The organism is Psychrobacter lutiphocae DSM 21542 (genome assembly GCF_000382145.1).
Lineage (GTDB): Bacteria > Pseudomonadota > Gammaproteobacteria > Pseudomonadales > Moraxellaceae > Psychrobacter > Psychrobacter lutiphocae.
Window position 1 is genome coordinate 98,997 of record NZ_KB907627.1, and the last position, 12,966, is coordinate 111,962.

15 protein-coding genes, 1 tRNA gene and 1 pseudogene are annotated in these 12,966 nt (G+C 38.9%); 6 read left to right on the forward strand and 11 right to left on the reverse strand.

From position 1 onward, the window contains the following. Positions 1 to 12: 12 nt before the first annotated feature. Together H140_RS0103835 and H140_RS0103840 are read left to right on the forward strand one after the other, a co-directional pair. Positions 13 to 1,518 carry a deoxyguanosinetriphosphate triphosphohydrolase gene (locus H140_RS0103835; RefSeq protein ID WP_019672337.1) on the forward strand — a complete coding sequence of 502 codons (1,506 nt, stop codon included), beginning with the start codon at positions 13 to 15 and terminating at the stop codon, positions 1,516 to 1,518. A 117-nt stretch (positions 1,519 to 1,635) separates the two neighbouring features. Then, complete coding sequence (locus tag H140_RS0103840) at positions 1,636 to 2,382, forward strand: TetR family transcriptional regulator (RefSeq protein WP_019672338.1); 747 nt, start codon at positions 1,636 to 1,638, stop codon at positions 2,380 to 2,382. A gap of 319 nt (positions 2,383 to 2,701) precedes the next feature. Here the strand turns inward: H140_RS0103840 and H140_RS0103845 are convergent, their stop codons facing one another. The 3 genes from H140_RS0103845 to tsaA form a co-directional block, all read right to left on the reverse strand. Next, entirely contained in the window at positions 2,702 to 3,379 is a 678-nt protein-coding gene (locus H140_RS0103845; protein ID WP_019672339.1) for a TetR/AcrR family transcriptional regulator, read from the reverse strand. A gap of 122 nt (positions 3,380 to 3,501) precedes the next feature. Further along, positions 3,502 to 4,290 carry a TatD family hydrolase gene (locus tag H140_RS0103850; protein ID WP_019672340.1) on the reverse strand — a complete coding sequence of 263 codons (789 nt, stop codon included), beginning with the start codon at positions 4,288 to 4,290 and terminating at the stop codon, positions 3,502 to 3,504. Between the two features lie 140 nt (positions 4,291 to 4,430). Further along, positions 4,431 to 5,219 carry a tRNA (N6-threonylcarbamoyladenosine(37)-N6)-methyltransferase TrmO gene (gene tsaA, locus H140_RS0103855; RefSeq protein ID WP_019672341.1) on the reverse strand — a complete coding sequence of 263 codons (789 nt, stop codon included), beginning with the start codon at positions 5,217 to 5,219 and terminating at the stop codon, positions 4,431 to 4,433. A 172-nt stretch (positions 5,220 to 5,391) separates the two neighbouring features. Here tsaA and H140_RS13875 point away from each other — a divergent pair, with 172 nt between their 5' ends. The 4 genes from H140_RS13875 (at position 5,392) to H140_RS0103875 (ending at position 8,514) form a co-directional block, all read left to right on the forward strand. Continuing rightward, positions 5,392 to 5,835 carry a DUF805 domain-containing protein gene (locus H140_RS13875; RefSeq protein ID WP_019672342.1) on the forward strand — a complete coding sequence of 148 codons (444 nt, stop codon included), beginning with the start codon at positions 5,392 to 5,394 and terminating at the stop codon, positions 5,833 to 5,835. A gap of 247 nt (positions 5,836 to 6,082) precedes the next feature. Beyond that, a complete protein-coding gene (locus tag H140_RS0103865) occupies positions 6,083 to 6,856 on the forward strand; it encodes a ferredoxin--NADP reductase (RefSeq protein ID WP_019672343.1) in 774 nt (257 codons plus the stop codon). 124 nt (positions 6,857 to 6,980) lie between these two features. Then, positions 6,981 to 7,067: transfer RNA gene (locus tag H140_RS0103870), tRNA-Leu, on the forward strand. 175 nt (positions 7,068 to 7,242) lie between these two features. Continuing rightward, positions 7,243 to 8,514, forward strand: coding sequence for a tyrosine-type recombinase/integrase (locus H140_RS0103875; RefSeq protein ID WP_019672344.1), 1,272 nt, complete (start codon positions 7,243 to 7,245; stop codon positions 8,512 to 8,514). Positions 8,515 to 8,859: 345 nt separating this feature from the next. On the opposite strand, the gene H140_RS0103880 is transcribed toward H140_RS0103875, so the two are convergent. The 8 genes and pseudogenes from H140_RS0103880 to H140_RS16030 all read right to left on the reverse strand — a co-directional run. After that, positions 8,860 to 9,240: an AHH domain-containing protein gene (locus H140_RS0103880; RefSeq protein WP_019672345.1), complete on the reverse strand. Its 381-nt coding sequence runs from the start codon at positions 9,238 to 9,240 to the stop codon at positions 8,860 to 8,862. Positions 9,241 to 9,271: 31 nt separating this feature from the next. After that, positions 9,272 to 9,997, reverse strand: a complete 726-nt coding sequence (locus tag H140_RS0103885) for a hypothetical protein (protein WP_019672346.1) — start codon at positions 9,995 to 9,997, stop codon at positions 9,272 to 9,274. Beyond that, positions 9,990 to 10,217, reverse strand: a complete 228-nt coding sequence (locus H140_RS0103890) for a hypothetical protein (RefSeq protein WP_019672347.1) — start codon at positions 10,215 to 10,217, stop codon at positions 9,990 to 9,992. The genes H140_RS0103885 and H140_RS0103890 overlap by 8 nt, the downstream gene beginning before the upstream one ends. 62 nt (positions 10,218 to 10,279) lie before the next feature. After that, positions 10,280 to 10,759, reverse strand: coding sequence for a hypothetical protein (locus H140_RS0103895; protein ID WP_019672348.1), 480 nt, complete (start codon positions 10,757 to 10,759; stop codon positions 10,280 to 10,282). 366 nt (positions 10,760 to 11,125) lie between these two features. Further along, positions 11,126 to 11,614, reverse strand: coding sequence for a prepilin peptidase (locus H140_RS16415; RefSeq protein ID WP_322782938.1), 489 nt, complete (start codon positions 11,612 to 11,614; stop codon positions 11,126 to 11,128). A gap of 12 nt (positions 11,615 to 11,626) precedes the next feature. Continuing rightward, a pseudogene (locus tag H140_RS16420) lies at positions 11,627 to 12,028 on the reverse strand (prepilin peptidase); the annotation flags it as partial. Positions 12,029 to 12,380: 352 nt separating this feature from the next. Next, positions 12,381 to 12,563 (reverse strand): hypothetical protein, encoded by a 183-nt coding sequence (locus tag H140_RS0103910; RefSeq protein WP_019672351.1) that lies wholly within the window; start codon positions 12,561 to 12,563, stop codon positions 12,381 to 12,383. Positions 12,564 to 12,660: 97 nt separating this feature from the next. Then, on the reverse strand, positions 12,661 to 12,966 hold a 306-nt coding region (locus H140_RS16030), incomplete at its 5' end, for a hypothetical protein (protein ID WP_026348814.1).

Here is a 12,966-nt window from a genome sequence, read left to right on the forward strand (position 1 = left end):
TATGGATGCCTTATGACTCAGCCTAGCCTTAATCTGAACAGCCATCTTAACGAACACAAGCTAAATCGCTTAAACGCCAGCCAGCGCTGGTCTTATCTATTTAGCGAACGGCGCTTGGGCAGCCGCAAACAGCAAAACACCTCCGAAAAATCACGCACACCGTTTCATAAAGACTATGATCGCTTGATTTTCTCTCAGTCTTTTCGTCAATTAAACCAAAAGACACAAGTACACCCTCTGACCAATCAGCTTGGCATTCACACTCGCCTTACCCACTCGTTAGAAGTGTCTTGTATTGGGCGCTCGCTGGGCATGATGGCTGCTGAAAGACTACACGACCTCTTACCCGATGGGCTGCCACGTGGTATTAGTGTTGGTGATGTCGGCGTGATAGTCCAGGCCGCCTGTCTGGCACATGATATTGGCAATCCACCGTTCGGTCATGCTGGTGAGTATGCCATTCGAGATTGGTTTAATCATACCTCACAGCACGCGTTTTTAAGTTATTTAGCCCCAGCACAACGCCTAGACTTACAAGGTTATGAAGGTAATGCTCAAGGTTTTCGCCTATTAACTCGCAATGAGCATCATCCAGATCGCGGTGGGATGCGCTTAACCTGTGCCACATTAGGGGCATTTATGAAGTATCCTTGGCTGGCCAAGCATAGTAATGCCACTTCTACTTATCCTAGCCATCTAGAACCAACCCTAAATACAACCGCCACACAACAACAAGCCACTCCTACTGTTAGTGCACTTGACATCAAAAAATATGGCTGTTTTTTTAGTGATGCTACCCTATTAGATAAGCTGGCTGGACAGCTACGCCTACCCTATGCACCCAACCATGATGGCTATGCACGTCACCCTTTGGCCTATTTGCTAGAAGCGGCTGACGACATCTGTTATGCCTTAATTGACCTTGAAGATGGTATCCATCTGAATATGATCGAATATCAGGAAGTAGAGCCATTAATGCTACGCCTGATAGGCTCTCGTGGCACACCACCAGAGGTTACTCAAAATGCACCTGTGGTACAAAAGCTAGCAGCCTTACGAGGGCGAGCTATGATGCGGCTGGTCGATAAAGTTACCCAAGCATTTGTTACTCACTCTGAAACGCTACTAGCAGGGGAGCTGCAAGGCAGTTTATTTGAACATTGTGAACCCAGTGTGAAGGATGGTATCGCTGAAGCTAAGCAACTTGCCTCTACCCAAATCTTTGCCCATCCTAGCAAGATACGCATGGAGCTCATGGCTAATCGCTGTTTACATACCTTATTAGACGCTTTTATGCCACTGGCACTGCTACCGATTGAGCAACAGCCACTACACTTTGAACAAAAGCATTTGCTGCAGTTATTAAATCAACATTTACATACACTTCATCGTCAGCTTGGCACCGATGTCTATGCAAATGCGCTGAATATTTTGGACTATATTACTGGTATGAATGACCATGAGGCGTATCGCTTGGCACAGGATTTAAACGGCATAGGTGGCGATAAGATATGGTAGAGCACGCTTATCTGGCGTAAACTTTGATATATGAGGTGGTTTTAGTATATTATCTTAGAGTCTATTAACCATAGACTTTGACTTTACTACGCCAGATTCCGCCAGAGACAACCTATCATGAGCAATACTTCTCACCCGAGCACAGCCCCATCCAACACAACCAATATACCCAGCACTGCCTTAAATAGTCGCAAACAAAAAAAGCGTCAAACACGCCAAGCTTTTTTTAATGCCGTCTTAGACCTGTGCATGATGGGACAATCTTTTGCCTCTATCAGCTTGCGTCAAGTTACCCGTGAAGTTGGTGTTGTCCCCACAGCCTTTTATCGTCACTTCGATGACATGGAAGGCTTAGGGCGTAGCTTGGTAGAAGAAGAGCTTGGTGAAGCGCTATCTACCTTGCGTAGTGGCTTACAAATGGGACGTACCCGTAGCCATGATCGCCAAATTGCCAAAAGTATTCAGCTGTTTTTTGCCTCAATTGATGAGCACCCACGCTACTGGCAGTTTATGGTAAGTGAGCGCTTTGGTGGCTCAGAGTCAGTGCGCAATGCTATTGCCTCTCAGATTAAGCTATTTGCCCAAATTATGGGGGAAGACTTAGGCATTCAGCCAGCATTTCAACATATCAATGCCGAGGACAGACGCTTGTTAGCGGAAGCTGGTCTTAATTTATTTTTGGCTTGGATTATTGATTGGCTAGATCTCACCTACTCACAGGCGTATGATGAAGACAGTGATATTGATAATGTCACTGCCAAAAAAGAGCAGATGCTTAGACAGTGCACCCGCCAAGCACAAATGCTATTTTATGGTGCTGAAAACTGGCGTTCAAATGAAGCAACCCTTTTACCAGATGATTAAAACCTTTCTTGTACGCTGATGCTTAAAGCATTTCTGACAAGCTAAAACGGTTAGATAAGCTAAAACGGTTAGATAAGCTAAAAACAAAAATCTGTCATTTAAACCAATTTAAATGACAGATTTTTTTGTGTTACTGTTATCTAAGGCGTATCTTCAATTCGTGCAATGATATTTAAATAGGCTAAAAAAAATAGCTAAATCTTGTCATACAGGCGTCAAATAATTGGTTAATAACATCATATTATCTACGTTATTTTCTTAGCCTGACAGCAATTTATCTTATTTTTATCACCATTTTCAAAGTGAAAACACGCCCTAGTTAACCTTGTGCTTGATGATGCGCTTCGCTTTCAGAATCTATTTGATTGACCAAATCTACCATATCCTCATCTCCTTTTTCCTCGCTTGGATACTGCTTTGGTAAATCTAACATCTGCTGGATTAACGCCAAACGCAATGTATCACGGCGACCTAAATAACGCTGATAGAAGCTTGAGTTTAATAAACTTGCACCACCCTGACCAATTGCCCAAATGGTAGACAAGTAATCACGAGTGCTTAACCCACTATTTTGACTTTGTAAATACTGACTGGTGATATCCAACAACCGTTTCATACGAGCACGGCGGATTTGATACAGCTCACCAAACATTCGGTTTAACCCTTGCGCTGATGCCGCTAAACGCTCTTCAATTTGGTTAAACAGCAAGGCTTTTTGTGGATTCATCAACTGTTGTAATATCATACGCGACACGCCAGAACCAGCACTATCATCTATCTTATTAATAGCAAACAACTGCTCTTCATAGCGAATAATAATACGCAAATATAACTCATCTTTACTTGAGAAGTGCTTATATAAAGTCCCTTTTGCTAAGTCCAGCTGATCGGCCAGACTATCTAAAGTGATGTCACCACTTCCTGCTTCAAGTAAGAGCTGCTCAGCTGTGGCTAAAATCTTCTCTTCACGGTCCTTGAATTGCTGCTGCCTGCTCATGCAAACTCCTAACCTGTATCTACTTTAACAAAATATCTACCATAGAAATAAGGAAAATTCCTTGGCTCTACAGCACAAACGAGTTATGACTGCTTGGTCATACCTAGCATAGGATACCTATTTTATGACCTTTGTGCTAGTAAATCCTCAAAATTTTTTGTTGTTAATCGTCCAACTTCCTCACTACTCATCCCAAACAAGTCGCCCAAACATTGTGCTACATAAGGCACATAAGCTGGCTCATTAGACTTACCTCGTTTAGGCACTGGTGCCAAATAAGGGCTATCCGTTTCAATTAACAACCTATCTCTTGGTACTTTTAACGCTGCATCACGCAGACTTTGTGCATTTTTAAAACTGACAATACCTGAAAATGAAATATAAAAGCCTAGGTCCAATGCCTTCTTGGCCGTCTCCCAATCCTCGGTAAAACAGTGGATAATACCATGCTCCGCTTTTTCAGCCCTCAAAACATCGATGGTATCCTGTTTTGCTTCTCTGGTATGTACTACCAGTGGCTTTTTTAACTGTTGACTGGCATAGATATGTCTGGCTAAGCTGTCTTTTTGCGCACTGATATTCTCATCACTCCAGTAATAATCAAGACCAGTCTCACCAATGGCCCACACATGCTCCGCATCAGCCATCTCCACAATCCGCTCTACCGTAGCAGACTGCAAAACAGCAATATCTTCACAAGGGTGAATACCGACACTCATACCCAAATTTAGCTCGCTATCGCCAAATTTACTAATAATGCCATAAATTTCATCATACTCTGCAAAATCACACATAATCGCCATCGCTCGGCTTACCTTAGCCTGCTTCATAGCCTCTATGGCTCCTGCGATGTCTCCATCATACTTACTTAGATCTAAACGGTTTAAATGGCAATGGGTATCGGTAAACATAATCTCTCTTTTAGTTAAAGACAATCTCTCTTTTGGTTTAAAGTTTGTTGCTCTAGGGCTGTGCTAAAGTTACCGCTTCATTATCAGCATATTTTTTAAAAATTCAAGCGCCTGAAATGTTTGCTAATACAAACGAATAGTTAGCACAAATGGGCAATCGCCACAATATGCATCGTCTGCTGAGCATCCATCTCAAAACTGATATCAAAATTTTTGTAACGCATCACACATACTGTATCTGTTTCTTGATGTCGGTATGCAGGGCGTGGATCTAACCCAATTAACTGGCATATCAACTCAACATCAGTACCCGTTAGCACATCTGGGCTATCTGATACATCAAGCCCCTCTGTTACTTGCGCATGCAGCTTGTCTAACTGCTGTTGCACCTGCTTGCTTATCACAACAGGCAAAAACTCAGGAGAACTCGATGCAAAGCTACTTGCTGCATCACTAATGGCATCACTATAAGCAATATAAGGCTTAATATCTATGATGGGCGTACCATCAAGCATATCTGCACCTAAAAGATGCAACACCACACTATCTTGACCGTTATCATTGACCACTGCAACCTTGACCAACTGCACCACAGACAAGCCTAATTGTGACGGCCGAAATGGGCTACGTGTCGCAAACAATCCTCGTTTTTTATTCCCACCTAATCTTGGTGGACGCACCAAAGGCTTAAAAGTCTCTGGCGTGGTTGGATTTTTATGAATAAACCAAGTCACCCACAAATGACTAAACTCAGCCAGACCCATAAAAGCATCTGGCGTACCGTAAGGTGGCAAAAACTCAATAGTGGTCGCCAGTGGCACAATATTCGCCTGCCGAGGTAAGCCAAATTTTTGGGTTAATGGCGAATGGTGGTAGCCAATAATAGGAATTGATACCTCTGATTGCAATGCACCTGATTGAGACAACATATTTAACACACCTTCAAATAAAAATAACCTAAAATAAGGGTTTAACACCAGCCCTATGATTGAATCCCATCTGCCACGACCCAATATATTCTTATATAAGAGCTATAAATAAACATCTAATAAAATATTAAACAGCTCGATAAATAAATCACTGATAAATAATGGACAAAATATGATGAATAATACACCCCAAACGCCTCCGCCACTAGATTATGATTATCAAGCTGCTGCTGCAAAATGGACAGAAGAAGAAAACTACACCCTATTAGATTGGTTTAAAAAATCATTAAAAGATTTTAGCAACTTTAGTGGTCGCTCCCGCCGAAAAGAATATTGGTACTTTGTACTCTCTGTCTCATTAATTGCGATTGTGGCCTCAGCAATTGATAATATCTTTGATATGGATGAGGTATTAGTTAGTCTTGTTGGCCTGATATTTTTTCTACCTGGCTTAGCACTAAGCGTCCGACGCTTACACGATATTAACAAGTCTGGCTGGTGGTATCTGATATCTTTTATACCTTTCGTTGGTAGTCTGATATTATTTATTTTTGCCTGCATGGATACAAAACCCAATATCAACCAATGGGGCGTACCTGCTCGTAGAGTCATCTAATACAGCGCTTATATGAGGTGATGGCAACACCTACCATCTCCAACAAGAATAAATCGTTCAAACCCTGTACCCTTATGGTTTCTATACCATAGGTTATTCCATTTTGTAATGATGCTTTTGCCCAATTTTTACCAGATAGTCGTTATGATACACAATAATTTGTTATCATGTAGCGCCTAAAAAAATAATTTACGACTGCAAAACCTATTTACTTAACCACTGTTATTCATTACTAACTGAGGCCTTTATGTCAAAGTTTCTTACTGAAACCGTCACTTACGTTCATCACTGGAATGATTCTTTATTCACTATCAAAACAACTCGCCATGCTGGCCTACGCTTCCGTAATGGTGAGTTTGCGATGATTGGTATTATGGTAGATGGTCGCCCACTTTGCCGCGCTTACTCCATTGCCAGCGCTAACTATGAAGATCATTTAGAATTTTTCTCTATTAAAGTACAAGACGGTCCGCTTACTTCACGCCTTCAACATATCAAGGTGGGTGACGAGCTACTGATTAGCAAAAAACCGACGGGAACTCTCGTATTAGATGACTTACTGCCTGGTAAAAACTTATATATGCTGGCCACTGGTACTGGGTTAGCGCCATTTTTATCCTTAGCACGCGACCCTGAAGTGTACGAACGATTTGATAAAATCATTCTATGCCATGCTGTACGTAAAGTCGAAGATCTCGCTTATCGTGAACTATTTGAAGAAACCTTACCTAACGATGAGATCTTTGGCGAATGGTATCGTGAAAAATTCATCTACTACCCAACCGTCACCCGCGAGGACTTCCGCAATACTGGCCGTATCACTGATTTGATGAAGTCTGGCAAGCTATTTGAAGATATCGGTTTGCCACAAATTAATAAGGAAGACGATCGAGTCATGATCTGTGGTAGTATGCCCTTTAATGCGGATGTGTCTGAGATTTTAGATGGTTATGGCTTAACCGTTTCTCCTCGAATGGGTGAGCCTGCTGACTATGTGGTCGAGCGCGCCTTCGTAGGCTAGAAGCCGGATATTATAACTACACCCCTATATCAACATAACTTTTCGTAAGAAAACTTCTTGACCCAGATTGAGAAGTTGCTATAATACGTCACCTAGCTTGACGTATTACTGGCTAACCACACACGCCGGTGTGATGGAATTGGTAGACATGACGGATTCAAAATCCGTTGCCTTTAAAAGCGTGTCGGTTCGAGTCCGACCACCGGTACCAATATTAAAAACCCTTACAGATTATAGTCTGTAAGGGTTTTTTATTGCCTATGAATTATGCAATTAACACAGTATCAAAGCCTGTATCAAAATGGTTTTGATACTATCTTGATACTTTGACTCCACTGCTGATTACCGTATGATGGTTCTATTAGAACATCTATTAAGAGGCCAGTATGAAAGTTAAACTCACCAAGCGATTTGTAGACTCTGTTGAGTATGCAACAAGTGGTACCGATATTTATATGGATGAGATACTGACAGGTTTCGCATTAAGAGTCGGTAAACAATCAAAAAAATATACCCTACATAAACGAATCAACGGTAAGCTTTATCGTGATGAAGTCGAAGAAACACACTTAATCACTTTGACAGAAGCTCGTGAAAAAGCCCGTACTATGATGGTTAATATCAAAAAAGGTCTGCATGTCTATGATGGCTATCAAGCTGGTCCAGTTAACCAGCCTGCTTCAAACGCTGATGTGCCAACATTAAAAGAAGCATATGAATACTTTAAAACCATGAAACCAAACCTCGCCAGCCGTACTATCGAGACATATGATCAGCAAATACTTGGTCGGCTTAGTGATTGGCTGGACTTGTCGTTAAACGATATTACTAAAACCATGGTTAGTGAAAAACATAAGGAAATTAGCAAACGTAGTAAAGCACAAGCTAATGCCACTATGAGAGCTCTACGCTCTGTTTGGAACTATTGTCAGGATAGTTTTTTAGATGAAAATGAAGAATACATCATCAAAGATCAGCCTATCCGAATTTTAAATGCCAAAAAAGACTGGAATAAAATCAAGCCTCGAACTCGACATGTTGAGGAAGAATATCTTGGTACATACTTTCAAACTCTAATTGAACATAGGGATGGTGGCTCATTCAAACAAGCACCTTATAGTAATAATGCTCGTGACATTCTATTACTGTTCATGTTTACTGGTGTACGTTTAAACGAAGCACAGACTTTAAGGTGGGAAGATGTTGATCTTGAAGCAGGCCGTATCGTATTTAAGGCTACAAAGAATGGCTCTGACTATCACATGCCTACAGGTAAAATCCTACAAGCTATTTTAAAAGAGCGTAAAAGACTAAGTAGTGGTGAAGAATGGGTGTTCCCAAGTGACTTAAAAAGAAGTAGTGATCACGTCAAAGACTTAAGCGGTAGTTACAAAGCTATCTCTGAAAAGGCTGGCTTGTATATTACACCTCATGATTTACGCCGCACATTTGGCACAGTGGCTAATAGCTTAAATGTTAACTACCCTGTACTAAAGAGGCTGTTAAACCATCGTGAGGCAAAATCTAGCGATGATGTGACCTTACAGTACATACAGGTGTCACAACGCCAGCTACGAGATGCTTTAAATGAAATAGAGGCCTTATACTGCAAACGAATCAACCTGAGTCAAGAGGATGTTATTGAAAAATTATTGTAGATTAAAGGGTTGAGCAAACCGTGCTTTCATAAAATCTTAGGTATAAAAACTTGTAAAACTAATGGTATTAGTCTGTTAAGAAGAATACACTTTAAGGATTTTATTATTTCTAGTTTTACGACTTCATAATTCCTAAATCCTGGTATGATATAGCTCTGTAGTTAGGTAAAAGTCAGGGTTTGCCATACCTGTTCTATTTTTTAAATTTGTTGGGTGTAATTTCTCTTAGTTTCTAAGGGTTCAAAATATCAACTTAACTTATCTGAAAAACCGGCTATTTATCACCTTAATGGCTCAAACTTCCTAAACATAAGCAGTCACGACAAGTATAGTTTCTATTTTTTCCTAGGTGCGTAGAAGAAAGTTGGGGTTTGCAGTTTGATGAATATCTAGTACAAGGTTTTGAGCATGTTGCTGATTAATTACTTTGTCATTATAATCTTGAATAACTTCAACAACTGCATTTGATATTGCATCACTATAATTTGGGTGGTCTCCTGAATGATTCGTAGCGCCCATATTGGTACCATTTAACGCATCTGGGTTAGCTGCCAAGGTATTTTTTATGGCGTCTGCCATATTGGCATCTTCAAATAGACGAATACGGTTACTATAATCGTCTTGACCTATTAGGCTTTCATTATCAAAAATTTCAGATAATTTTACACCAAACTCTTTATAAAACTTTTTAGTAAAAATATGATGCGATTGTGTGATAATTGACATAAGTATTTATCCTTTTAATTTATTATTATTTTTATGATTGGATTGTACAACGTACCAAAGCTAAGTCTTCGCTAGTGATGCCCGCATCGAACAAGGCTTGCACTAACGCATCAGATAAAAATAGGGAACGTACTAAAATAGGGTCATGCCAAATATCAACATCGCAGTCCTTGGCAGTGCATTCTAGTTTGATGTCATTGTCTTTAGGGTCATCAATATATCTTCGTTTATCATTAGGTGCATACGGGTTGCCATCCAAACCATCACTCTTTTCGATATCTAAAAACGTTCTAGTTTCGGCAATATTTATAAAATAATAAGGGGTATTGGTCGCCGTCTTATTGGTTTGCATATCAATAATTTCAATCTCACTAAAATGCGTATCACCTAACCTAAATTGACTCATTACCTCATAACATTGCTGATTAACGACCAAATAACCGTTAATAATTTTAAAGGCAACTTCATCGGGTTTTGGTAGTACTTCATTCGGTTCTCGATATACTCTTGTAGGCATATTTTTATCTGCAATATACTCCGAAGCAAACCATTTGTTTATAAATGATATATTTCGATTAAGCTCTTCTTTAAATCTTTTTTCTTCAATATCTGACAATTGATGATGAGTCATTTTCTGATTATTTTCATAAAACGAAACAGCATCGACATATTCTGGAATATCGGCTTGAAGACCATAAATATTAAATAGACTAGTGACAGAATATTGACACAACCAAGCAGTATTTGAGTTAGACATTATTTGTTTCCTTATTGAGTTGAAAAGTATGTAAGATAATTAAGTGATAAAAAGATAGCAAAGGAAGACTTTGTAAGTCTTCCTTTGCTATCTTAAAAATATATTTATCCTCAAATATTTCTCTCGGAAAGATATGATGGGCATTGATTGGTCTTGATGTGTTAGTGTTAGTGTTAGTGTTTGTATGTATTGCTGCACTGTTGTTAGTTTCCTGACTCATAGTTAACTCCCTTTGATATAATATAAAAGCTATAAAATGATATATAGGTTATAAAAATAAGGTTAAACCAAACGACATTGCACCAAGTCAACATCCTGTTGCGGAGTGAGTCCTGCTTTTATTAATGCCTGTACCAATCTATCCGACATAAACCATGAGTCGCGCAACATCGGCTCATGCCATAAGTCCACATCACACTCTGCTGCATCAGCTTTTAAGGCGATATCGCCTGTTTGAGGGCGTCTTATATACTTACACTTGATGCTTGGATCGTAACTATTACCACTCACTTGCTCACTTTGTTCAGCTAAAAAATAATCTCTTTTTTCTGCCAAATCTACATAGTAATATACGTCATCAGTGACTTTTTCATCAGTTAAGATGTTGATAATATCTACTTTTCTAAGCTTTGTTTGCCCTAGCTGAAACTGCATCAATACCGTTGCGATAGACTCATGCAAAAATATTGAACCGTTAGTTAGTATCTTTTCTTGTGGTTTTGGTACATCAATAGGTGGCAGAGCATAAACCGTATGCGGCATGTTTTCAATGGGTAAAGGTTCTTTATTTCTTGCACTGCTTAATATTTCATCATCAATGCTATCAAGTAATGCAAACCTTTGAAGCTCTTCAGATGTTATAGTTTGAGATGATTTTTTTTCTTTAAAAAGAAGTACTCTTTATAATCTAATAAATTAGGATAGCTCTGTCTATACATAAAACTATTGACAAACTCATTATTCTGATGATGGAACAGCCATGGTGCTTGCGACATAGTATTCACCTTTTCTTTGGTTGATAGTGTGTTAACAAATGTTAACGACTAGAATAAAATAGTAAAGGGTTTGATTTTATTAAAGACCACACTATATTCTACTATCCATAGACCTCACGATTTTTAATATAGGCTAATATAGACTAAGGTTAAGGTACCACTGCATAGTAGTTGAGCCATACAAGAGTACTAAGATACCAGCAATAGCAAGATAGGGGCCAAAAGCAAAAGATCGGCTTTCTTTATTTTTAAACAGGAGCATGATACCGATGACAGAACCAAGAAGCGAAGATAGCAGGATGATAAGAGGGAGCATCAGTACCCCTAGCCAAGCACCTAGTGCTGCTAATAGCTTAAAATCACCCTCTGCCATACCCTGTTTTTTAAAAATCAGATAAAACAGTTGAGCCACAATCCACAAACTTAAATACCCTATTATTAGTCCCAAAATAGATTGTGCGGGGGAAACTAATAAACCTTGTGAGTTTATGGCTAAGCCTATTCCTGCTAAAGGGTAAGTTAGTTTATCGGGAAGATATCGAGTTTCAAAATCAATACCTGCTAGAACAATTAAGCACCATACGAATATCAAAGTGAATAGCGTTAATACTTGAACTCCCATCTGATATATCACCATGGCTGATAGCAGTGCAGTGGCAAGCTCTACCAAAGGATATCTTCGGCTAATATCTTGATGACAATATGAGCATCTACCTTTTAAGGCAATCCAACTTATTAAAGGTATATTTTCATACCAGCTAATCTGATGTCTACACTTTGCGCAATGCGATAAGGACTTGAATAAAGATAACCTTTCATTATTACTAATTATATTGTTAATAGGCGTTGTTAATGAAGCAGGGATATCAGGTTGCGACTGCAAAAATTGTATCGAGTCTATTCGCCACTGTTGCATTATGATTAAAGGTGTGCGATAGATGACTAGATTCAAAAAGCTACCTACAATAAGCCCTATAAAAGCAAATAGCATCAGCGCCAGTGTATTATTTTGCTGTAGAAAGTGCCAAAACTGCATAAAACAACCTTAATATAAAGCCAGAGGAAACCAAAGCATAAAATTATAGTGGATTTAACAACGAAGCTTTTCGACAGGGTTAATGACAGTCACCTAGTCCTTTGTAGCTATTTTAGAATTATTAAGCTTAATGACAGCATCTTCGGTTATCGAAAAATATACATTAATGAAATTTTCAAACAATCAGTATCTTTATAACCATACTAAATATCTAAATGAAGATCTAAAAGTCTAGGCTCAACCTACTAGATTATTATGCTTATATTAGTTAATCTTAAAGGATATAATATATAAAAAAAACCAGATACAAGCGCATCTGGTTAATATATTGAATAGCGACATTCATCTATCCTCAAAGCATATCCATGGTTCTGACATAACCGTACTCATCTTTTAAGGTCACATTGCCGTTTTCATCTAAGATAATTTCCATTCTTATTTTTTTAGTAGCCACACTACTGGGTAAGATGGGTGTGCCATCGGCTTTTTTACTACGTTTTACTTGTGACATAAATTGACGAGGATAAACCGTCACTGTCTTCCATGCACTAGCAGGCAATGAAAAAAAGCCAAAAACGAAACGTATTTACCCCTATGAAATTATTTTATCGGAAAACTTAGCTAAATAAATCTTACCAAGGTACTGCTGGATCTAAATACAATATGTTATCTTTTTCAGTAACACTCATATCATAGTGAAAGGTAAGTTCATAATAAATTATCGATGCTCGCATTCTATTAATGACCCCCATTTGTTTATGATATTTCTCCAGAATCTGTCTAGGATAAATAGTATAAGTATGCCAGTCGATTTCTCGCTCCATAGCAGCAAACTTAGCCTCTCGAACTTTCTTATATTCAGGTTTATTGAATACTTTTTTTCTGAAAGCCTCATCCGCCTTTAAATACTCCTGCAGACTTCCATAATCATCTGAATT